The sequence below is a fragment of the Paralimibaculum aggregatum genome (assembly GCF_030270585.1).
Taxonomy (GTDB): Bacteria; Pseudomonadota; Alphaproteobacteria; order Rhodobacterales; family Rhodobacteraceae; genus Thermohalobaculum; species Thermohalobaculum aggregatum.
Map to the genome: position 1 here is coordinate 59,906 of NZ_BSYI01000005.1, position 21,545 is coordinate 81,450.

At 72.1% G+C, this 21,545-nt stretch carries 19 protein-coding genes and 1 tRNA gene; 7 read left to right on the forward strand and 13 right to left on the reverse strand.

The genetic code is table 11. The features are described 5' to 3' along the window. Positions 1 to 4 precede the first annotated feature (4 nt). Entirely contained in the window at positions 5 to 475 is a 471-nt protein-coding gene (locus QSJ97_RS04425; RefSeq protein WP_285670407.1) for a c-type cytochrome, read from the reverse strand. Positions 476 to 665: 190 nt separating this feature from the next. Between QSJ97_RS04425 and pyrF the strand changes: the two genes are divergently transcribed. Continuing rightward, positions 666 to 1,370: an orotidine-5'-phosphate decarboxylase gene (gene pyrF / locus QSJ97_RS04430; protein ID WP_285670408.1), complete on the forward strand. Its 705-nt coding sequence runs from the start codon at positions 666 to 668 to the stop codon at positions 1,368 to 1,370. A 343-nt stretch (positions 1,371 to 1,713) separates the two neighbouring features. After that, complete coding sequence (locus QSJ97_RS04435) at positions 1,714 to 2,979, forward strand: DNA polymerase IV (RefSeq protein ID WP_285670409.1); 1,266 nt, start codon at positions 1,714 to 1,716, stop codon at positions 2,977 to 2,979. 767 nt (positions 2,980 to 3,746) lie between these two features. On the opposite strand, the gene QSJ97_RS04440 is transcribed toward QSJ97_RS04435, so the two are convergent. Continuing rightward, positions 3,747 to 4,610: an N-formylglutamate amidohydrolase gene (locus tag QSJ97_RS04440; protein ID WP_285670410.1), complete on the reverse strand. Its 864-nt coding sequence runs from the start codon at positions 4,608 to 4,610 to the stop codon at positions 3,747 to 3,749. Between the two features lie 105 nt (positions 4,611 to 4,715). Between QSJ97_RS04440 and QSJ97_RS04445 the strand changes: the two genes are divergently transcribed. Then, positions 4,716 to 4,790: transfer RNA gene (locus QSJ97_RS04445), tRNA-Val, on the forward strand. A gap of 117 nt (positions 4,791 to 4,907) precedes the next feature. On the opposite strand, the gene QSJ97_RS04450 is transcribed toward QSJ97_RS04445, so the two are convergent. From QSJ97_RS04450 to QSJ97_RS04490, 9 genes are all read right to left on the reverse strand, one after another. Then, entirely contained in the window at positions 4,908 to 5,873 is a 966-nt protein-coding gene (locus QSJ97_RS04450) for a 3-hydroxyacyl-CoA dehydrogenase NAD-binding domain-containing protein (protein ID WP_285670411.1), read from the reverse strand. Next, positions 5,873 to 6,625, reverse strand: a complete 753-nt coding sequence (locus QSJ97_RS04455) for an SDR family NAD(P)-dependent oxidoreductase (RefSeq protein ID WP_285670412.1) — start codon at positions 6,623 to 6,625, stop codon at positions 5,873 to 5,875. The genes QSJ97_RS04450 and QSJ97_RS04455 overlap by 1 nt, the downstream gene beginning before the upstream one ends. Then, positions 6,622 to 8,049: an aminobutyraldehyde dehydrogenase gene (locus QSJ97_RS04460; protein WP_352231052.1), complete on the reverse strand. Its 1,428-nt coding sequence runs from the start codon at positions 8,047 to 8,049 to the stop codon at positions 6,622 to 6,624. Before QSJ97_RS04460 ends, QSJ97_RS04455 begins: the two co-directional genes overlap by 4 nt. Positions 8,050 to 8,063: 14 nt before the next feature. Then, positions 8,064 to 9,005 carry a 3,5-dioxohexanoate:acetyl-CoA acetone transferase gene (gene kce / locus QSJ97_RS04465; RefSeq protein WP_285670413.1) on the reverse strand — a complete coding sequence of 314 codons (942 nt, stop codon included), beginning with the start codon at positions 9,003 to 9,005 and terminating at the stop codon, positions 8,064 to 8,066. 4 nt (positions 9,006 to 9,009) lie between these two features. Beyond that, positions 9,010 to 9,468 (reverse strand): hypothetical protein, encoded by a 459-nt coding sequence (locus QSJ97_RS04470; protein ID WP_285670414.1) that lies wholly within the window; start codon positions 9,466 to 9,468, stop codon positions 9,010 to 9,012. Then, complete coding sequence (locus tag QSJ97_RS04475) at positions 9,468 to 10,259, reverse strand: SDR family NAD(P)-dependent oxidoreductase (protein ID WP_285670416.1); 792 nt, start codon at positions 10,257 to 10,259, stop codon at positions 9,468 to 9,470. The genes QSJ97_RS04470 and QSJ97_RS04475 overlap by 1 nt, the downstream gene beginning before the upstream one ends. Continuing rightward, complete coding sequence (gene betC / locus QSJ97_RS04480) at positions 10,256 to 11,785, reverse strand: choline-sulfatase (RefSeq protein ID WP_285670417.1); 1,530 nt, start codon at positions 11,783 to 11,785, stop codon at positions 10,256 to 10,258. Before betC ends, QSJ97_RS04475 begins: the two co-directional genes overlap by 4 nt. Before the next feature lie 92 nt (positions 11,786 to 11,877). Further along, complete coding sequence (locus QSJ97_RS04485) at positions 11,878 to 13,017, reverse strand: aromatic ring-hydroxylating oxygenase subunit alpha (RefSeq protein ID WP_285670418.1); 1,140 nt, start codon at positions 13,015 to 13,017, stop codon at positions 11,878 to 11,880. A gap of 147 nt (positions 13,018 to 13,164) precedes the next feature. Then, positions 13,165 to 14,178, reverse strand: coding sequence for a GlxA family transcriptional regulator (locus QSJ97_RS04490; RefSeq protein ID WP_285670419.1), 1,014 nt, complete (start codon positions 14,176 to 14,178; stop codon positions 13,165 to 13,167). Between the two features lie 119 nt (positions 14,179 to 14,297). On the opposite strand from QSJ97_RS04490, the gene QSJ97_RS04495 reads away from it, so the two are divergent. The 4 genes from QSJ97_RS04495 to QSJ97_RS04510 are packed head-to-tail and all read left to right on the forward strand — an operon-like array spanning position 14,298 to position 19,392. After that, entirely contained in the window at positions 14,298 to 15,260 is a 963-nt protein-coding gene (locus tag QSJ97_RS04495; protein ID WP_285670420.1) for an ABC transporter substrate-binding protein, read from the forward strand. Between the two features lie 4 nt (positions 15,261 to 15,264). Beyond that, a complete protein-coding gene (locus QSJ97_RS04500; RefSeq protein WP_434220883.1) occupies positions 15,265 to 16,341 on the forward strand; it encodes a quaternary amine ABC transporter ATP-binding protein in 1,077 nt (358 codons plus the stop codon). Beyond that, on the forward strand, positions 16,338 to 18,419 hold the full coding sequence (locus tag QSJ97_RS04505) for an ABC transporter permease (protein ID WP_285670422.1): 2,082 nt from the start codon (positions 16,338 to 16,340) through the stop codon (positions 18,417 to 18,419). The genes QSJ97_RS04500 and QSJ97_RS04505 overlap by 4 nt, the downstream gene beginning before the upstream one ends. Positions 18,420 to 18,429: 10 nt before the next feature. Further along, positions 18,430 to 19,392 (forward strand): GlxA family transcriptional regulator, encoded by a 963-nt coding sequence (locus tag QSJ97_RS04510; RefSeq protein ID WP_285670423.1) that lies wholly within the window; start codon positions 18,430 to 18,432, stop codon positions 19,390 to 19,392. Here QSJ97_RS04510 and QSJ97_RS04515 read toward each other — a convergent pair. After that, entirely contained in the window at positions 19,347 to 20,786 is a 1,440-nt protein-coding gene (locus tag QSJ97_RS04515; RefSeq protein ID WP_285670424.1) for a sensor histidine kinase, read from the reverse strand. The genes QSJ97_RS04510 and QSJ97_RS04515 overlap by 46 nt on opposite strands. 3 nt (positions 20,787 to 20,789) lie before the next feature. Then, the gene (locus QSJ97_RS04520) at positions 20,790 to 21,473 is read right to left on the reverse strand and encodes a winged helix-turn-helix domain-containing protein (RefSeq protein WP_285670425.1); all 684 of its coding nucleotides are present in this window, start codon (positions 21,471 to 21,473) and stop codon (positions 20,790 to 20,792) included. Between the last annotated feature and the right edge of the window lie 72 nt (positions 21,474 to 21,545).

The following is a 21,545-nucleotide window of genomic DNA, read 5'->3' on the forward strand; positions in this document are numbered from 1 at the left end:
CGGGCTAGCGCGCATTCACCTGCAGCTCATGCAGATAGGCAACGAGATCCTCGATGTCCTGCGCACCGAGCAGGGTCTCGCCGGCCTCGTCGGGCACGTAGAAGGCCGGCATCGGCGTGTCCGGGCCGAACACCGCCCTGGCGTTCACCAGGATCGCGCGGAGCCGCGGCACCGGGTTCCGGTCGCCGATCAGCGACAGCACCGGCCCGACATTGCCGGACTGGCCGGTGCCCTCGACATCGGCGTTGAAGTGGCAGTTGGTGCAGCCGGTCCGGGCCTCGTCGATGAAGAGCTGCACGCCGCGATAGCCGTCGCCCGGGCTGGCGGTCAGCGGCATCTCGACACGCCCGTCCCCGGTCATCGCCACCGCGCCCGGCGCCACCGCCGCCGGGTCTTGCGAGGTTCCCGCGCCGCCGGCCTCTCCGGCAGCGACGAACACGGCGGCCGCAAGTGCCGCGCCAAGCAGGTTTCGCATCCTGTCCCTCGTTCCCTGTCGTCTCCGTTGCGGGGCACGGACGGCCCGCGCGAGCGGTTCCTGCACCGCGCCGCACAACCCTGCATTGCGCTGGATCAACCGCGGCCCGGCCCCTCCCGGCCCCGCCAGGCCCTTGTGTCGCGGCGCCGGGCTTGGCATCAGGATGCGACCCTGCCCGGAGGAGCCCCCGATGCCCGAGACCGTCCCAGACCCCCGCCTGATCGTCGCGCTCGACCTGCCCAATGCCCATGAGGGCGCCGAGATGGTGCGCCGCATCGGCCCCGGCGTCGGCTTCTACAAGATCGGCCTCGGCATGCTCACCGGCGGCGGGCTGGCGCTGGCGATGGAGCTGAAGGAGCAGGGCCACCGCGTCTTCCTCGACATGAAGCTCTTCGACATCGGCGCCACCGTCGAGGCGGCGGTGCGCGGGCTGGCCGGCTTCGGGCTCGATTTCCTCACCGTTCACGGCGACCCGCATGTGGTGCGCGCGGCGGTGCGGGGCCGCGGCGAGGCCGGGCTGAAGATCCTCGCCGTCACCGTGCTGACCTCGCTCGACCGCGGCGATCTCGACGACATGATGATCCGCGAGGGCGAAACCGGCGCGGTGGCGCTGGAGCGCGCGCGCCGGGCGCTCGCCGCGGGGGCCGACGGGGTGATCGCCTCGCCGCAGGAGGCGGCCGCGATCCGCGCGCTGCCGGAGGCGGCCGGGCGGCTCGTCGTCTGCCCCGGGATCCGCCCTGCCGGCGCCGGGCTCGACGACCAGAAGCGCGCCGCGACCCCGGCCGCCGCGATCGCCGCGGGGGCCGATCACCTCGTGGTCGGCCGGCCGATCTGGGCGGCGCCCGATCCGCAGGCCGCCGCCGCCGCGGTGCTCGCCGAGATCGCGGGCGCCTGATCCGGCCCGGGGGCTGAGCCGGCCTGGAGCCTGAGCCGGCCCGCAACCTCAACCGGCCCGTAGTTCGATCCGGCCCGCATACTCAACCTGCCCGTGACCTGATCCGACCCGCGGCCTGAACCGGCCCGCAGCCAGAGCCGGCCCGCACCCTCAGCCAGCACTCGGCCTGAGCCGACTCGCAGTCCGATCCGGCCCGCTGCCTCGGCTGGCCCGGAGCCCGAGCCAGCCCATGGCCTGAGCCGGCCCGCAGGCCAGGCCGGCCCGCGGTCTCGGCCGGCCCGAGGCGGGCTAGGAACCGGCGCCGCCTGCGCCTATTCTCGGGGACCCGTCCGGAGGCCCCGCCATGCCCGCCCTCTGCCGCGACTGTCTCGCCTGGCACGACCCCGCCCCCGCCCGGCACGCGCGCTGCCCGGCCTGCCGCGGCCCGCGGCTCGTCGCGCATGGCGAGCTCGGCCGGCTCGCCATCGCCCATGTCGATGCCGATGCCTTCTATGCCTCGGTGGAGAAGCGCGACCGGCCGGAGCTCGCGGACCGGCCGCTGATCGTCGGCGGCGGGCGGCGCGGCGTGGTCACCACCTGCTGCTACATCGCGCGGATCGCCGGGGTGCGCTCGGCGATGCCGATGTTCAAGGCGCTGAAGCTCTGCCCGGATGCCGAGATCATCCGCCCGCGCATGGAGGTCTATGCCGGGGTCAGCCGCGAGATCCGCGCCCGCATGGAGGCGCTGACGCCGCTGGTGGAGCCGCTCTCGCTCGACGAGGCCTTCCTCGACCTCTCCGGCACCGAGCGGCTGCTCGGGATGCCCCCGGCGGCGGCGCTGGCCGGCCTCGCATCGGCGATCGAGCACGAGCTCGGGATCTCGGTCTCGATCGGGCTCAGCCACAACAAGTTCCTCGCCAAGATGGCCTCGGACCTCGACAAGCCGCGCGGCTTCTCGGTGATCGGCGCGGCGGAGACGCTGGATTTCCTCGGCCCCCGCCCGGTGCGCAGCCTCTGGGGCGTCGGCGCTGCCCTTGCCGGCCGGCTGGAGGCCGACGGCTATCGCCGCATCGCCGATCTGCGCGCGGCGGGCGAGGCGCGGCTGGCGGCGCGCTACGGCGCGCAGGGCAAGCGGCTGGCGCAGCTCTCCGAGGGCCGCGACGCGCGGCGCGTCAGCCCGGACCGGCCGATGAAGTCGATCTCGGCCGAGACCACCTTCGACCGCGACCTCTCCGGGCAGGAGCCGCTCGAGGGCCATCTCTGGCGGCTCGCGGTGCGGGTCTCCGACCGGGCCAAGGCGAAGGAGACCGTGGGCGCCACGGTGACGCTCCGGCTCAAGACGGCGGGTTTCCGCGGGCTGACCCGGCAGACCGGGCTCGGCCGGCCGAGCAACCTGGCCGAGGAGATCTATGGCGCCGCCGAGCGGCTGCTGGGGCCGGAGCTGGGCAGCGGCCCGTTTCGCCTGATCGGCGTCGGAATCAGCGCGCTGTCGCCCGCCGGCGCAGATGATTCGGGACGTGAACTGTTCGACGATCCGCAAGCCGCCCAGGCCCGTGCGGAACGCGTGACGGATCTGATCCGAAAGCGCTTCGGAAGCGACACGATCTTTCGCGGGCGCGCCCTGCGCTGAGTTACACCTGTCCGGATTCTGCATGCGGATTGTGCAACTGTGCCCGTTCCGACAATGCAGCCATGACCGTGCGTATGATATCGGCAGAATTTCGGTTTTCTGCCGCCGCGCGCTTGATCTTGCTGCGCTGCACACATAATCTCTTTCTCGCGATACGGTGTATCGCAGCCCTTCCTGGGCGTTTCCTCCCTTAGACTGGGCCGGGGCAACCCGGCCCCTTTTTTTGTGGAGAATCCGCTGGATCGGCGGTTTTCTGCACATTGGTTGTGCAAGCTAACGCTTGTCGTCAAAGCTGCTTTCCGTTTGCATGACAAAGCCGCATTTCCCCCGATTTTTCCCTCCGCGCGCTTGATCTTGCTGCGCTGCACACATAAACTCTAAACCGCGATACGGTGTATCGTAGCCCTTCCTGGGCGTTTCCTCCCTTAGACTGGGCCGGGGCAACCCGGCCCCTTTTTTTGTGGGAAATCCGCTGGATCGGCGGTTTCCTGCACAATGGTTGTGCAAGCTAACGCATGTCGTCAAAGCTGCTTTCCGTTTGCATGAAAAAGCCGCATTTTCCCCGGTTTTTCCCGCTGCGCGCTTGATCTTGCTGCGCTGCACACATAATCTCTTACTCGCGATACGGTGTATCGCAGCCCTTCCTGGGCGTTTCCTCCCTTAGACTGGGCCGGGGCAACCCGGCCCCTTTTTTTGTGGATGATCGCAGGGCGGCGACCGGCCCGCGGCAGCGCCCTGGCGCCGGCACCCTGCAGGCTGCGCGGGGATTACTCCGCGGCGAGCGCGGGCGCCGCGCCGGCATCGGCGCAGAGCGTTGCGACCACCTCGCCGAGCCGCTGGCGGATCTCCGCGAAGCGGCTGCCCGGCTCGATCCGGCGCTGGTCGAGATAGAGCCCGCGGTCGATCTCGATCTGCACCGCGTGGATGCCCTGCCCGGGCCGGCCGTAGCGCTGGGTGATGTAGCCCCCGGCGAAGGGCGCGTTGCGCGTCACCCGGAAGCCCGCGCGCTCGAAGACGAGCTGCACCCGGGTCACCACCTCGCGGCTCGCCGCGGCGCCGAAGCGGTCGCCGAGCACGATCTCCGGCGCCTTGCCCTGCACGCGCGGCGCGGCACGCAGCGCCTCGGTGGGCATCGAGTGGCAGTCGTAGAGCACCGCCATGCCGAAGCGCTGCCGGGCGCGGGCGAGCAGCGCCGCCAGCCGCTCGTGATAGGGGCCGTGGACATCGGCGATGCGCGCCTCGGCCTCCTCGCGGGTGATCTTGCCGCGATAGATCTCCTGCCCCTCCGAGACCACGCGCGGCACCACGCCGAGCCCGGCCGCGACGCGCTGGTTGATGCCGGCGGGCTGCACCCCCTCGATCAGCGCCGGGTCGAGATCGCCGGGCGCGCGGTTGAGGTCGAGCCAGGCCCGCGGCAGCAGCGCGCAGAGCAGCGGCGCGCCCTCGTGCGGCGCGGTCTCGAACAGCCGGTCGACCAGCGCGTCCTCGGAGGCGCGCAGCCGCAGCAGGTCGAGCCGGGAGCGCGCGACCAGCGTCTCGGGATAGTCGCGTCCGCTGTGCGGCGAGCTGAACACGGCGGCGCTGCGCAGCCGGTCGGGCTCGAAGAGGGCGAATGGCGGGTGGTCCTGCATGCCTCGCAATCTAGTGCGCGCCGTGGCCGCGGGCACCTGTTTTTTATCGGCTGATATGGCCTTGCACAGGCGAGACGGGGGCTGTATAGCCTCCCCCACCGGTCGGGGCGCGTAGCTCAGCGGGAGAGCACTACGTTGACATCGTAGGGGTCGCTGGTTCAATCCCAGCCGCGCCCACCACCGGTTTCCCCTTTCCATCGACGGACGATCCGGCAGGCCGCAGCGCACCGCGCCATGCGTGCCGCCGCCGGGACCCCGTGCCCCGGCGGCGGCCGTGCCCGGCGACGGCGCGGCGGCTCAGCCCCCGGCCGGCGGCTCGCTGGGGCGCGGCTCGCCGGAGCGCAGCGGCGCGGTGGCCTGCAGCATCGCGAGGATCAGCGCGTCGCGCCTCGCCGAGAGCGCCTCGGGGCTCTCGCCGCGGGCCTCCGCGGCGGCGCCCTCGGCCAGCGCGCGGGCGGTCTCGGCATCGAGGCGGGGCTGGCCGAGATCGTCCCACCAGCGGTGGAAGCTGTCGCCGTAGCGGGCGCAGAACTCCGCCAGCCCGCCCGCGCCCGCGCCGAGGCCGAACAGCATGGTCGGCCCCATCGCGGCCCAGCGCAGCCCCGGCCCGGCCCAGACCGCGGTATCGACATCCTCGACGCTGGCGACGCCGGAGGTCACGAGGTGAATCGCCTCGCGCCAGAGCGCTGCCTGCAGCCGGTTGGCGACATGGCCCGGCACCTCGCGCCGCACCCTGATGGTGACCTTGCCGGCGGCGCGGTAGACCGCCTCGGCGCGCTCCACCATGCCGGCGCCGGTGCGCTCGTTGCCCATCACCTCGACCAGCGGAATGAGATGCGGCGGGTTGAACGGGTGGCCGAGCACCAGCGGCGCCGGGTCCTGCCAGCCGGCCTGCAGCTCGGAGAGCGTGAGCCCGGAGGCGGAGGAGGCCACCGGCGTGCCGGGCGCCAGCGCCGGCTCGATGCGGGCATAGAGCGGGTGCTTGATCGCGGTGCGCTCGGGCACGCTCTCCTGCACGAAGGCGGCGCCGGCCACGGCCTCCGCCGGATCGGCATGGAAGCGCAGCGCATCCGGGTCGCCGCCGGCATGGCCGAGCGCGGTCAGCACCGGCCAGGCGCTCTCGACATAGCGGCGCGCCAGGGTCTCGGCATCGGGGCTTGGGTCGTGGATGGCGACCCGGTGGCCGGCGGCGAGGAACAGCGCGGCCCAGCTCGCGCCGATCACCCCGGCCCCGAGAATCGCGACGGTGGTGGTCTCGGACATCAGAACAATCCCGGTTGGAGCGGCGATGCGGCGGTCAGCCCGCCATCGACGGTGATGCACTGGCCGGTGACGAAGCCGGCGGCGGGGGAGACCAGCCAGAGCACCGCCCCGGCGATGTCCTCCGGCCGGCCGAAGCGGCCCGCGGGGTGGCGGGCCAGCGCGTCCGCCTGCGCCGCGGCGGGATCGCGCGCGAGGTCGAAGGCGGCGTCGGCCATCGCGGTCATGATCCAGCCCGGCGAGATCGCGTTGCAGCGCACCGCCGGCCCGTGATCCACCGCGACGGAGCGGGTCAGCCCGTGCACGAAGGCCTTGGAGGCGTTGTAGAGCGCCATCTCCGGATCGGCCTGGTTGCCGGAGATCGAGCCGATGTTGACGATGGCGCCGCCGCCGGCCATGCCGGGGATGAACGCCCGGCAGGTGTTGAAGACGCCGCGGCAGTTGGCGCCGATCACCAGCGCCCAGTCGGCATCGGTGCTGGCGGTGACGGTCTTCTCGACCTGCACCCCGGCATTGTTGACGAGGATCGTGGCGGGGCCGAAATCGGCCTCGGTCGCGGCGCGCAGCCGCTCGACATCCTCCGGCAGCGCCATGTCGGCCCGCACCCAGCCGATCGCCGCGGGCAGGTCGGCGGGCCGCTCGCCGCGCCCGCAGGTCATCACCCGCGCGCCGGCGCCGCTCAGCGCCTCGACCACCGCGCGGCCGATCCCGCGCCCGCCGCCGGTCACGACGGCCGTCTTTCCCCTGAGCATCATCCGTGTGCCACCATCACATGCCGGACCGAGGTATAGGCGTCGAGCGCATAGACCGACATGTCGCAGCCGGTGCCGGAGCCCTTCATCGCCGCCCAGGGCATCTCCGGCGTCGCCTTGCCGTGGGTGTTGATCCAGGTCATGCCGTAGCGCAGCCGCGCCGCGATCGCCATCGCGCGCCCGACATCGCGGGTCCAGACCGAGGAGGCCAGCCCGTAGCGCGAGCCATTGGCCCAGCCGACCGCCTCCTCGGGGTCGCCGAAGCGCGAGATCGTCACCACCGGGCCGAACACCTCGTCGCGGACGATCTCGGCGGCATTGTCGACATCGGCGATCACGGTCGGGCGGTAGAAGAAGCCGCCGCGATCCTCCGCCGCGCCGCCGGTGACCACCTCGGCGCCGCCGCGCGCGCGCTCGACGAAACCGGCCACCCGGTCGCGCTGCGCCGCCGAGACGAGGGGGCCCATCTCGGTGCCGGCCTCGCGCGGCGCGCCGGTGCGGATGCTTGCGACGGCGGCGGCGGTGTCGGCGACCAGCCGGTCATGGACCGCGGCGGAGGCCATCACCCGGCAGGGCTGGGCGCAGTCCTGCCCGGCGTTGAAGAAGGCGCCGGCGCGCAGGGTCTCGACCACCGCGCCGATATCGGCATCGTCGAGGACGATCACCGGCGCCTTGCCGCCGAGCTCGAGATGGGTGTGGGCGATCCGCGCGGCGGCGGCGCGCATCGCCGCCATGCCGGTGGCCGGCGAGCCGGTGACCGAGATCGCCTCGGCCTCCGGCGCGTCGATCAGGCGCTGGCCGATGCCGGGCCCCCGGCCGTGGATCACGTTGAGCACCCCGGCCGGCAGCGCATCCGCCAGCAGCTCGGCGAGGCGCAGCGTCGAGAGCGGCGTCACCTCGGAGGGTTTCAGCGTCACCGTGCAGCTCGCCGCGAGCGGCGCCGCGAGCTTCCAGGAGGCCATCATCAGCGGGTAGTTCCAGGGCGCGATGGCGGCCACCGGGCCGACCGGATCGCGGCGGATCATCGAGGTGTGCCCGGCGACGTATTCCCCTGCCGCCGAGCCGGACATGGTCCGCGCCGCCCCGGCGAAGAAGCGGAAGACGTCGATGGTGAGCGGCATCTCGTCGTCGCGCGCCGAGGGCCAGGGCTTGCCGACATCGAGGCTCTCGAGCGCCGCCAGCTCCTCGGCATGGGCCTCGATCAGCGCGGCGATCTCCAGCAGCAGCCCGGCGCGCTCGGCCGGGGTGGTGCGCGAGAAGCTCTCGAAGGCCGCCGCAGAGGCGCGCACCGCGGCATCCACCTGGGCCTCGCTGGCCTCGGCGATGCGGGCGATCTCGGCCCCCGTGGCCGGGTCGATCACCGGCAGCGCCGCGCCCTCGCCCGGGGTCAGCTCGCCGCCGATCAGCAGCCGGTTCGGCATGGTCATCGTCGTTTCTCCCATCAGAAGGCCACCCGGTCGCCGCCCTTGAGGCCGAGCCGGGCGCGCGCCTCGGCCGGCGTCGCCAGGCTGAGCCCGAGATGCTCGACGATCTCGCGGATCTTGCGGACCTGCTGCGCGTTCGAGGTCGCGAGCTCGCCGCGGCCGATATAGAGGCTGTCCTCGAGCCCGACGCGCAGGTTGCCGCCGAGCATCGCGGCCTGCGTGGCAAAGGGCATCTGGTGGCGCCCCGCGGCCAGCACCGACCACTCGTAGGCATCGCCAAAGAGCCGCTCGGCGGTGCGGTGCAGATGCACCATGTGGTCGAGCTCGGCCCCCATGCCGCCGAGGATGCCGAACACCATCTGGATGAAGAACGGCGGCTTAACCATGCCCTTGTCGACGAAATAGGCCAGGTTGTAGAGGTGCCCGAGATCGTAGCACTCGAACTCGAAGCGGGTGCCGTGGCCCTCGCCCAGCTCGCGCAGCGCGTATTCGATGGTGGCGAAGGTGTTGGGGAAGATGAAGTCCTTCGTCATCCCGAGGAATTCCGGCTCCCAGGGGTGCTGCCACTCGGCATGCTTCTCCAGGAGCGGGAAGATCCCGAAATTCATGCTGCCCATGTTGAGCGAGGCCATCTCGGCGCTGGCCGCGGTGGCGGCGGCGAGGCGCTGGTCCATGCTCATGCCGAGCCCGGCGCCGGTGGAGACGTTGAGCACCGCATCGGTCGCCTGCTTGATGCGCGGCAGGAAGCGCTGGAACGTCTCGGGCCGGTGGTCCGGGCGGCCGTAGCTCTCGCCCGGCTCGGGGTTGCGGGCATGGAGGTGGATGATCGCGGCGCCGGCCTCCGCCGCGGCGATGCTGGCGGCGGCGATCTCGTCCGGCGTGACCGGCAGATGCGGCGACATCGTGGGCGTGTGGATGCCGCCGGTGGGCGCGCAGGTGATGATGACGGGCTTTGCCATGGGCTCACTCCAGCGGCTCGGGCAGGCCCCGGCCGTTGTTCCACCAGCGGTGGGGGTTGTCGGAATTCGGGTCATAGGCGGCGCGGCTGGCCCAGGCCTCGCGCAGGAAGATCACCGGCTGCTCGTAGTGATGCACGCCGATGATCGCGTCCATCACCCGCTCCAGCACCGCGAGGTCGCGCTCGATCGAGATCTTGAGCTCGACCATCGGATAGGTCTCGGTGCGGCCGGCCCGATAGCCCGCCTTGTGGGTGGTGGTGGTGGAGCCGGGCTCGGGCTGCGCGGTCTCCCGGCCCACGGCGGAGATCGAGGCGTTGCGGCGGTAGCGGCCATAGGCGAGCGGGTGCACCGCCATCACCGCGTCGAGGATCCGGTCGGTGTCCTCCGGCAGCGTCTGGATCTCCAGCGTCCAGACCGGCTCGAACCGGCCGGAGCGGGCCTCGTAGGCGGCGAGATCGGCCATCACGTGCGCATCTGCTGGACCTGCGCCGAGAGCCCGCCATCGAGCACCCAGAGCTGGCCGCTGGCATAGGCGGCCTCGTCGGAGGCCAGCCAGAGCACCAGGTTGGCCATGTCGCGCGGGGTGCCGTAGCGGCGCAGCGGATGCACGTCGCGCACCGCCTGCTCCAGCGTCTCGACGGTGCCGCCCTGCCCGCCCGAGCCCTCGCCGGCGAAGAAGCTCTGCAGCATCGGCGTGTCGACATAGCCCGGGCAGATCGCATTGACCCGGATGCCCTCCGGCCCGTGGTCGCAGGCCATCGCCCGGGTCAGCGCATGCACCGCGCCCTTGGTCGCGCAATAGGCGGCGAGCCCGGGATCGGCGATGAAACCGTCATAGGAGCCGAAATTCACGATGCTCGCGCCGCCCGCCGCCGCGGAGCGGCGCAGCAGCGGCAGCGCGTGCTTCGAGGCGAGGAAGGTGCCGGTGACATTGACCGCGAAGATCCGGTTCCAGTCCTCCAGCGAGGTCTGCTCGATGGTCTTCTCGATCTCGATCCCGGCGGCGTTGACCAGCACGTCGAGCCGGCCGTGCCCGGCCGCCACCGCCGCCATCGCCGCCTCGGCCTCGGCCTCGGAGCTCACGTCGAGCCGCTGGAAGGCGCCGGGGGCGGCATCGCCCACCGAGCCGGTCTCGGAGAGGTCGGCCGCGATCACCGTCGCCCCCTCCTCGGCGAAGCGGGCGCAGATCGCCCGCCCGATGCCGCCGCGCCCGCCGGTGACGAGGGCGATCCTGCCCGCGAGCCGCCCGCTCATCGCTTCGCCCCCATCGGCCGGCCCGGCGCGGGATACTGCATCCGGTTCAGCACATCGTCCCAGGAGACGTTGTTGCGCACGAACTCGGTCGCCGCATCGCGCTTCGGCTGATAGTCCCAGGAGGTGACGAGCCCGGCCTCCATCGCCGCATGCACGGCGCGGCGCTGGCGCTGGGTGGCGATCACATGGCTGCGGATCGCCTCGGAATCCCAGCGCCGCGCGACCTCCGCCGCGAAGCCGGCGGCGACCGCGGCATGGGCCGGGTCCTCGGCGAGGTTGGCGAGCTCCGCCGGGTCGGCCACGAGGTCGAAGAGCTGCGGCGGGTCGACATCGCAATGGATGTACTTGAAGCGCCCGCGGCGGATCATGAAGACCGGGTGCGAGGCGCATTCGGCGCAGTATTCCCCGATCGCCTCGCCGTCGTCCTCCGGGCCGCCGGCGGCCATCGGCAGCAGCGACCGCCCGTCCACCGGCATCCCCAGCGCCGGCGCCTCGCCGCCCTGCGCGGCGATGTCGAGGAAGGTCGGCAGGATGTCCACCAGCGAGCACGGCGCGGCGATCTCGGCCTGCGCGATCCCCGGCCCGGCGATGATCAGCGGCACCCGGCCGGAATGCTCGAAGAAGGTCATCTTGTACCAGAGCCCGCGCTCGCCCAGCATGTCGCCGTGATCGGCGGTGACGACGATCACCGTGTTGTCGAGCTGGTCCGATTCCTCCAGCGCCTGCACGATGGCGCCGAGCTTGCTGTCGAAATAGGAGGTGTTGGCATAATAGGCGTGCCGGGCGTTGCGGATCTGCGCCTCGCCGGGGGCCGCGACATCCGCCTCGATCCCGTGCATCAGGCGCCGCGAATGCGGATCGGTCGCCAGCGGGCTGCCGGGCATGTCGATGGCGTCGTGGTCGTAGAGGTTCCACCACTCGGGCCGCGCAACATAGGGATCGTGCGGGTGGATGAAGCTCACCACCATGGCGAAGGGCCGCACCTTGTCCATGGCGTATTCGAAGATCCGCCGGCGCGCGAAGAAGGCGGTCTCCTCGTCATACTCGATCTGGAAGGTGGTGGCGGCCATGCCGGCGTTCTGCACCGCGTCCATGTTGTGATAGAAGCTGTCGATGCGCTCGTCGGGCAGCTCCCAGTCCGGTGTCCAGGCATGGTCGGCGGGGTAGATGTCGGTGGTCAGCCGCTCCTCGAACCCGTGCAGCTGGTCGGGGCCGACGAAGTGCATTTTCCCCGACAGGCAGGTGCGATAGCCCATGCGCCTCAGGTAATGCGCGAAGGTCGGGATCGCCGCCGGGAACTCGCTCGCATTGTCGTAGGCGGCGATCCGGGTGACGTGCTGGCCCGACATGAAGGAGAAGCGCGAGGGCGCGCAGAGCGGCGCGTTGCAATAGGCCGCGTCGAAGCGGGCGCCGCGGGCGGCCAGCGCCTCCATGTGCGGCGTGCGCACCAGCGGATGGCCATAGGCGCCGGTGAACTGCGGCGCGAGCTGGTCGGCCATCACGAGGACGATGTTCGGTGGGGTCACGATGTCTCTCTCCCTGAAGGACGTTGCAGTGCGAACGGCTCAGGGGCGCCCCGGCGGAGGCTGGTAGTGCATCGGTTTCATCGTGCCGCGTCTCATGCCCCTGCCCTAGCATAGGCGTCGAGCACGAGCCCGTGGAAATGATGCACCGCGTGTTCCGACTTGCCGGAGCCGTCGGGGTCGTGGACGATCCGGCCCTGGGTGAAGGCGGGGGTGTTCATGCCGCGCTGCACGCTCTCGACCAGCGCGATGTCCTCGGCCTGCAGCACCTCGTCGATATAGCGGATCGCCTCGGTCTCGGCGGGCAGCTTCTCCGCCGTCTCGAAGAAGAAGTCGTAGGTCTCCAGCGTGCGGTCGGGGCCGACGGGGATGATGTGCATCACGATGAAGTTGCCCCGGCCCGGGTAGCGCATCAGGCAGGTGTTGGGCCAGAGCCACCACACCGCATGGTCCTTCACGGTGGCGTTGTCGGTGGCATAGGCGGTGTTGGCGCCCTTGCCGGCCTCGGCCATGTGGCTGGAATAGATGCCGTGGGTGGTCACCCGGTAGGTGTCCATGTCGACCAGCGTGCAGAAGTCCTTGTGCGCCGTCGGGCAGTGGTAGCATTCGAGGAAGTTGTCGACGACGTTCTTCCAGTTGGAGCGGATGTCGTAGGTCAGCCGGTGCGCGAAGGTCAGCCGGTCGAGATCCGGCGCCCAGTGGCGGATCTCGGTGCCGAGATCGCCGGAGATCTCGGCCAGCGGCGGTGCCTCCGGGTCGAGGTTCACGTAGACGAAGCTGCAGAACGCCTCGACCTGCACCGCGTCGAGGCAGATCTCGCCCGGCATGAAGTCGTGCAGGCTTTCGGTCTCCGGCGCGCGGCGCAGGCGCCCGGTGAGGTCGTAGACCCAGGCGTGATAGGGGCACATGATCCGCGTGGTCTGGCCCTCGCCGCGCAGCAGCTCGTGGGCGCGGTGCTTGCAGACGTTGTAGAAGGCGCGCAGCTCCCCCTCGCGGTCGCGCAGCACGATCACCGGGCGGCCGGCGACCTCGATGGCGATGTAGCTGCCGGGCGCGCGCAGCTTCTCGACATGGCAGACCCATTGCCAGCTGCGGGCGAAGATCGTGCGGGCCTCGTGGGCATACCAGGCCGGGTCGGTATAGGCCTCGGCGCGCAGGGAATGGGAGCGCGCCGGGTCGGCATGGTAGCCGGCGCGGATCTCGGCGAGGCGCTGGGCGGTGATCTGTTCGGTCATGGCGGGGTCCCTCCCGGGGCTTGGCTTTGCACCACGATCCATCCGGACGGGGCCCACGGGCTAGCGCGGCTCGCCGCCCAGTTGACGATATCCGACACCGGGCGCCGCGCCGGATCAGCGCCGGCGCCAGACCGCGCGCGGCCTGCCTCAGCGCAGGCCGGGGCGCGGATGCATCGGCCAGGCGCGGAACTCGAAGGGGATGCGGCCCTTCACCCGGTCGGACCGCGCCGAGATGCCGAAGCGGGCGCGGTAGGCGCGGCTGAAATGCTCCGGGCTGGCGAAGCCGCAGGCCAGCGCGATCTCGCGCAGCGGCATGTCGGTCTGCGTCACCAGCCCGCGGGCGCGATCGAGGCGGATGTCGCTGTAATAGCGCTGGGGCGACTTGCAGACGGTCTGGTTGAACAGGCGTTCGAGCTGGCGCTGCGAGAGCCCGGCGCGGGCGGCGATCTCGGGAATCGCCAGCACCTCCTCGAGATTGGCCTCCATGATGCGGATCGCCTTGCGCAGGCGGGTCGGCGCGGTGGCGCCGAAGGGCTCGGTGGGCTCGGGCAGCTGCGGCGCGCCCTCGGCCCGCATCCGCTCGTGAAAGACATAGCGCGCCGCGGCATTGGCCACCGCGTCGCCGGCCGCCGCGCGCAGCACCTGCAGCGCCAGGTCGCCGGCCGCGGCGCCGCCGCAGCAGGTCATCAGGTCGCCGTCGATGGCATAGAGATCCTCGGTGACGGTGACATCGGGGAAGAGCTCGGCGAAGGCGTCGATATGCTCGTAATGCACCGTGGCGCGGCGCCCCGTCAGCAGCCCGGCATTGGCCAGCAGGAAGCCGCCGGTGTCGAGCCCGCAGAGCTTGGCGCCGAAGCGCAGCCAGCGCCGCAGCACCCCGTCGAGCGGTGCGCCGTAGAATGCCTCGGGGGTCCAGCTCGACGAGATCACCGCGATGTCCGGCGCCGCGGTGGCCTCGGCCAGCGGCCGGGTGGAGAGCGCCAGCCCGTTGCTCGCGGCGGCCTCGCCGCCCGCCACCGAATGCAGGCTCCAGCGGAACAGCGCGCCGCCGTTCAGGTAGTTCGCCGCGCGCAGCGGATCGAGGAAACCCACCGTCGCGGCCATGTTGAAGCCCGGCGTGACGATGACGGCGATGTCGAGCGGGGCGGCCTGCCCGGCCATAAGGCGCTCCTCGTCAACTCGATGACGGAAAATGTTAGGTCTGTTGCGGCAGCTGTGCAACTCTGATTCCTGCAGCCATGCGAGAACACAGACGACAGATCACACAGGGAGATAACCGCATGACCCGGAAAAGCTTTGCGTTGTTGGCCGGTCCGGCGCTCGCGCTCGGCCTCGGCGCCGCGGAGGCGGCCGAGCTCGGCGCGGTGGACGAGCCGATCAAGCTGGCGATCAACGAATGGACCGGCCAGCACGTGAGCACCCATATCGGCGGGCAGATGCTGGAGGCGGCCGGCTACAAGGTGGAATACGTCACCGCCGGCTACATGAACATGTACCAGGCGATGGCCGACGGCGAGATCCACGCCGCGCTCGAGGTCTGGACCTCGAACGTCTCCGAGCTGTTCGGCGAGCTGGAAGCCGAGGGCAAGGTGGTCGACATCTCGGGCCTCGGGCTCGATGCCAAGGAGGGCTTTGCCTATCCCGCCCATGTCGAGGAGCTCTGCCCCGGCCTGCCGGCCTGGGAGGCGCTGGCCGCCTGCGCGCCGATGTTCGCCACCGCCGAGACGCTGCCGATGGGCCGGCTGGTCGATTATCCGGCCGACTGGGGCACCCCGGGCGCCGACCGGATCGCGGGCCTCGGCCTGCCCTACAAGGCGGTGCCGGCGGGCTCCGAGGGCGCGCTGATCGCCGAGCTCCGGGCCTCGAGCGAGAAGAAGTCGCCGCTGCTGATCCTGTTCTGGCAGCCGCACTGGGCGATGTCGGCCTATGACGTGCGCTTCGTCGAGCTGCCGGTGGGCGAGCCGGCCTGCTACGAGGACCCCGCCTGGGGGCCGAACCCGGACGCCACCTTCGACTGCGACTTCATCCCGACGCGGATCTTCAAGGCCGGCTGGGCGGGCTTTGCCGAGAAATGGCCGGCGGCCTACGAGATCCTCGAGAGCTACCAGCTCTCGACCGCGGACCAGCAGCCGCTGATGGGCGCGGTGGACGTGGACGGCCGCTCGGTCGAGGAGGTCGTCGCCGAGTGGATGGCGGCCAACGAGGCGAAGTGGAAACCGGTCGTCGACGCCGCGGTGAACTGAGGCGATGGCGGTGACGAACGCGGCAGGCGCCGCCCCGGCGATCGCCTGCGAGGATCTCTGGATGGTCTTCGGCGAGCGGGCGCGGCGCCAGCTCGACAGCGCCCGGAGCGGCGGCGGCAGCCCGGCACGGATCGCCGGGCGGCTGCATGACCAGGGGCTGATCCCGGCGGTGCGCGGGATCTCCTTCGACGTGAAGGCGGGCGAGCTCTTCGTGGTGATGGGGCTTTCGGGCTCCGGCAAGTCCACCGTGATCCGCTGCCTGTCGCGGCTGCTCGAGCCGACGGCCGGGGCGGTGCGCATCGCCGGCGAGGACATCATCGCCGCGCCGCCGCGGCGCATGGTGGCGCTGCGCCGGCGCAAGATGGGCATGGTGTTCCAGCATTTCGGCCTGTTCCCGCACATGACGGTGGCGGAGAACGTCGCCTATCCGCTGAAGGTGCAGGGCCAGCCGGCGGCGGCGCGGGCGGCGCGCGCGCTCGAGGTGATCGAGCTGGTCGGCCTTGCCGGGCGCGAGGGCGCCTATCCGCGGGAGCTCTCCGGCGGGCAGCGCCAGCGCGTCGGCATCGCCCGCTCGCTGGCGGTGGACCCGGAGATCTGGTTCCTCGACGAGCCGTTCTCGGCGCTCGACCCGCTGATCCGGCGCCAGCTGCAGGACGAGTTCCTGCGCCTGCAGTCGGGGCTCAGGAAATCCATCGTCTTCATCACCCACGACATCGCCGAGGCGCTGAAGCTGGCCGACCGCATCGCCATCATGCGCGACGGCGAGATCGTGCAGATCGGCACCCCGGCGGAGATCGTGCTGCACCCGGCGGACGACTATGTCGCCGAGTTCGCCCGCGACATCCCGCGCGGCAAGATGATGACGGTGGCGAGCATCATGCAGCCGGTCGGGGCCGGCGGCGAGGGCGGCGGCGAGGATTGCCGGGGCCCGGCGCTGGCCACGGCGATGAGCCTCGACGACGCGCTCGCCACCTGCGCCGCGGATCTCTCGCCGCACCGGGTGACCGATGGCGACGGGCGCGTGGTGGGCACCATGCGGCCGGACGATCTGGTGCGCGCGCTCGGCGCGGTGGCGCCATGAGCCTGGCCGAGAGCCCTGCCGCCGCGCTGGCGGCTCCGGCCTGGCGCCTCGGCCCGGGCGAGCGCACGGCGCTTGTCGTGGTGCTGGCCGGGCTGGTCTCGGCGCTGCTGGCGCCGCTGCTGCCCTGGGTCGCGGCCTGGCCCGACGCCTGGGTGCTGCCGGTGACCGAGCGGGTCGGCAGCGGCCTCGGCTGGTTCCTCGACCTGATCAAGCCGGCGGCGCGGCTGGTCTCCGGCGCCCTCGCCTGGCCGATGGCGGGCACCACATGGCTGCTCGCCGAGGCGCCCTGGCCGCTGGCCTTCGGCGGCTTCGTGGCGCTCGGGCTCTGGGTCGGCGGGCCCTGGATGGCGGCGCTCACGGTGGCCAGCCTCGGCTTCGTGCTGGCCTCGGGCTACTGGACCGAGAGCATGAACACGCTGGCGCTGGTCGCCGTCTCGGTGCCGCTGGCGCTGGCGCTCGGGCTCGGCATCGGCGTGCTGGCCTTCGAGATGCGGCGGATCCGGGCCGCGCTGCAGACCGTGCTCGACATCATGCAGACGGTGCCGACCTTCGCCTATCTCACGCCGCTGCTGGTGCTTTTCGGTTTCGGCCCGGTCGTCGGGCTGATCGCCTCGGCGATCTATGCCGCGCCGCCGATGGCGCGCAACGTGCTGCTCGGGCTCGAGCGGGTCGACCCCGAGATCCGCGAGGCGGCGCGGATGATCGGCACCAGCCGCTGGCAGCGCATCGTCGAGATCGACATTCCGGCGGCGATGGGGCAGATCCTCGTCGGCGTCAACCAGTGCGTGATGGCGGCGCTCTCGATGGTGATCATCGCCGCGGTGATCGGCGGTTTCGACGATATCGGCTGGACCGTGCTGCTGACCATGCGCAAGGCCTGGTTCGGGCAGGCGCTGCTGGCCGGCATGGTGATCGTGGTCTTCGCCATGCTGATCGACCGGATGTCGGCCGCCCTCGCCGAGCCGGAGCGCCGCGGCGACCCGCGCATCGCGCGCGCCGTGCTGGGCGTGTCGGTGCTGGCCGGCCTGGTCTCCTGGACCACCGGGATCATCCCCGGCGCCGCCGAGATCGACCTGCTCGACCCGGTGGCGGCCTATGTCGATGCCGGGCTCACCGAGTTCACCAAGGCCAACGGCGCGGCGCTCGACCAGGTGAAGAACACCGCGATGTTCTACGGGCTGCTGCCGCTGCGGATCGGGCTCGACGACGCGGTGCTGCCGTTCACCTGGGGCTTCACCTGGGACCGCGGGATGAGCGCCTGGCTGCTGGGGCTGGCCGGCGCCGGCGCGGCGCTGATGCTGTGGCGCGGCTGGCTGGTGGCGGCGACGGTGCTGCTCGCCGGCACCGCGGTGATGCTGGTCGGCATCACGCAGCTGCCCTGGCCGGCGGTGGTGGTGGCCGCGGCGGCGCTCGGCTGGCGCGCCGGCGGCTGGGGGCTGGCCGCCTTCGCCGGGCTGTCCTTCCTCGCGATGGCGGCGGCCGGGCTCTGGGACCGGGCGATGCTCTCGATCTATCTCTCCGGCGCGGCGGTGCTGATCTGCGCCTGCGTCGGCGGCGCGCTGGGCCTGCTGGCGGCGGTCAGCCCGCTGGCCTGGCGGGTGCTGCGCCCGGTCTGCGACACGTTGCAGACGATCCCGCTCTTCGTGTTCCTGATCCCGATGCTGATGTTCTTCCAGATCGGCGAGTTCTCCGCGCTGCTGGCGATCTGCGCCTATGCGGTGGTGCCGATGATCCGCTACACCCGCCACGGCATCGTCTCGACGCCGGCAGATCTCGTCGAGGCCGCCACCGCCTCGGGCGCGACCCGCTGGCAGATGCTGCGCGACGTGCGCATCCCCTATGCCGCGCCCTCGATGCTGCTCGGGCTGAACCAGACGATCCTCTACGCCTTCGCCATGCTGGTGATCGCGGCGCTGATCGGCACCACCGGGCTCGGCCAGGCGATCTACATCGCGCTCGGCAAGGCCGATCTCGGGCTCGGCGTCTCGGCCGGGGCGGCGATGGCGCTGCTGGCGCTGATCGCCGACCGGCTGGTGCAGGGCTTCGCGGCCGAGCGGCGCCGCGCGCTCGGGCTCTGAGGGAGGGGCGATGGCGGCGGACGCGGGCACCGAGCACATCGCCTTCCTGCTGGTCGAGGATTTCTCGCACATCGCCTTTGCCTGCGCGATCGAGCCGCTGCGCATCGCCAACCTCGTCTCGGGGCGGGCGCTCTACCGCTGGAGCCTCGCCTCGGAGGACGGGCGGACCGCGATCTGCTCGCACCGCTCGGCGATCCTGGTGGACCGGGGGCTCGAGCCGCTGCCTGCCGGCGACCGGCTGTTCCTGATCTCCGGCATCCATGTGCGCGAGCGGGTGACGCCCCGGCTCATGGCGCATCTGCGGCGCGAGCAGCGCCGCGGCGTGCGCCTCGGGGCGATCTGCTCCGGGGCCTATGCGCTGGCGATGGCCGGGCTGCTCGACGGCCAGGCCTGCGCGATCCACTGGGAGTTCCACGACGCCTTCACCGAGGCGTTCCCCGATGTCGTGCTCCGGCGCAGCGTCTTCGTGGCCGATGCGCCGATCCCCACCGCCTCGGGCGGCCCGGCGGCGACCGACCTGATGCTGCACCTGATCGCCCGCGCGCATGGCGCGGATATCGCGACCGCGGTGGCCGACCAGATGGTCTATACCGCGGTGCGCGGCGACGATGGCGCGCAACGGATCTCGCTCGGCGCGCGGCTCGGCCTGCCGAGCGAGGCGGTGCGCCGCGCCATCCGCGCGATGGAGGCGCATGTCGAGGACCCGGTCTCCACCGCCGACCTCGCCGCCCAGGCCGGCATCTCGGCGCGCCAGCTCGAGCGACTGTTCGGCAAGCACCTGCACTGCTCGCCGAAGAAGTACTACATGGACCTGCGCCTGCAGCGCGCGCGCAACCTGCTGATGCAGACCGACATGGGCATCTCCGAGGTGGCGCTGGCCTGCGGCTTCTCCTCGGGCGCGCATTTCGCCCGCGCCTATCGCCAGACCTATGGCGTGGGCCCGGCCGAGTTCCGCGCGATCCGGGCGCGCTGAGGCGCCGGGAAGCCGAGCGTGACGTCGAGGCCGGGGCAGTCTGCTAGGCCGGGGCAGTCTGCGGGGCGGGGGCGGTCCGCCGCCGCCCGGCTGTCGGCGAGCGTCAGCCGGGCCCCGTGCAGCTTGGCGATGGCGGCGACCAGCGCGAGGCCGAGGCCGCTGCCCGCCCCGCGGCTCGGGTCGAGGGTGACGAAGCGCTGCAGCACCCGCGCCCGCTCGGCCGCCGGGATGCCGGGGCCGGCATCGGCCACCCGCAGCACCGGCATGCCGAGCTCGATCCCGGTCTCGAGCCGGATCGCGCTGCCCTCCGGCGCATAGCGGAGCGCGTTCTCCAGCAGGTTGGAGAGCGCCTGCGCCAGCAGCTGCGGATGCCCCCGGATCTCCGCCGGCGCGGCCGAGAGCTGCAGCGCGACGCCGCGATCCTCCGCCGCGGGGGCGTAGAGATCGGCGGCGTCCTCGGCCAGCGCCGCGAGGTCCACCGGCTCGAAGGCCTCGCGCCCGACGCCGGCCTCGGCGCGGCTGATCTCGATCAGCGCGGTGAGCTGGCGCAGCATCGCCTCGGCCTCGGCCTGGGCGCGCACGGCGAGGCGCTCGCGCGCCTCCGGCGCCAGCTCGGGCTCGGCGAATTCCGCGGTCAGCGCGCGCAGCCGGGTGAGCGGCGAGCGCAGGTCGTGCGCCAGGCTGTCGGTCACCGCGCGCAGGTTCTCCACCAGCCCGGCGATGCGGTCGAGCATGGCGTTCAGCGTCGCGTTCAGCCGGTCGAACTCGTCGTCGGTTCCGCGCAGCGGCACCCGGCGGGAGAGATCGCCGGCGACGATCTCGCTCGCCGTGCGCCGGATCTCGCCGATCCGCCCCATCACGAAGCGCGAGAGCAGCCAGCCGGCGGCGAGGCTGAGCAGCGCGGCGAGCCCGGTGGCCCAGATCGCCGCCTGCCAGAGCGCCCGCTCGTAGAGCGCCCGCGCCCGCGCGTCGCGCCCGACCAGCAGCCGCTCGCCGCCGGGCAGCCGGAAGGCCACGGCGGCGACCATCACCGGGCGCTCGCTGTCGATGCGGTAGAGCTCGAGCTCGATCGGAGCGCCGCCGGCGCGGACCGTGGGCGGCCAGGCCGCGAGGTTGCCGGTGATCCGCTCGCCATAGCCGTCGGTCAGCAGGTAGATCGCGTCGCGCTCGGCCGCTCGGTCGAGCCGCCGCGCGATGGTCTGCGCGAGGCCGAGCACCCCGCCGGCGGCATATTGCTCGGCCAGCCCCTCGACCTCGGCCGCCAGCACGTCGCGCGTCTCGCCCGCGATCAGCGCGGTGGACTGCCAGGTGAAGACCCCGAGCACCAGCGCCGTGGAGAGCGAGAAGAGCGCCAGATAGGCCGCGATCAGGCGGCTGGTGGCGGTGCGCAGCATCGCCTAGCCCGGCTCGTCGATCTTGTAGCCGGCACCCCGCACGGTGCGGATCAGCGGCGGCTCGCCGGGGCCGTCGATCTTCTTGCGCAGCTTGGAGATATGCACCTCGATCACGTTGGTCTGCGGGTCGAAGTGATAGTCCCAGAGCGCCTCGAGCAGCATCGTGCGGGTGACCACCCGGCCCTTGCGCTGCAGCAGGTAGGCGAGCATCTGGAACTCCCGCGGGCGGAGCGCGATCTCGCGGCTGCCGCGGGTGGCGCGCCGGGTCGCGAGATCGACCCTGAGATCGGCGCAGGCCAGCACCGTCTCGTCGCGGGTCTCCGCCGGGCGGCGCAGCAGCGCCTCGGCGCGGGCCGCGAGCTCGGCGAAGGAGAACGGCTTGGCGAGATAGTCGTCCGCCCCCTCGCGCAGCCCCCGCACCCGCTCGTCGACCGAGCCGAGGGCGGTGAGCATCAGCACCGGGGTGCGGATCCCGGCGGCCCGCATCGAGCGCAGCACCGAGAGCCCGTCGAGCTCCGGCAGCATCCGGTCGAGGATCACCAGGTCGAAGCCGCCATCGGTGGCGCGGAACAGGCCGTCGCGCCCGGTGCCGCAGCGCTCCACCGCATAGCCCGCCTCGCCGAGGCCGCGGGCGATGTAGTCGGCCATGGTGGTGTCGTCCTCGATCAGCAGCACGCATCGGCTCATGCGGCGCCTCCTCCTCGGGCAGTGGCACTGTGCGGACAGTCTATAGGCATTCGCGGGGAGGAATTCACGGCA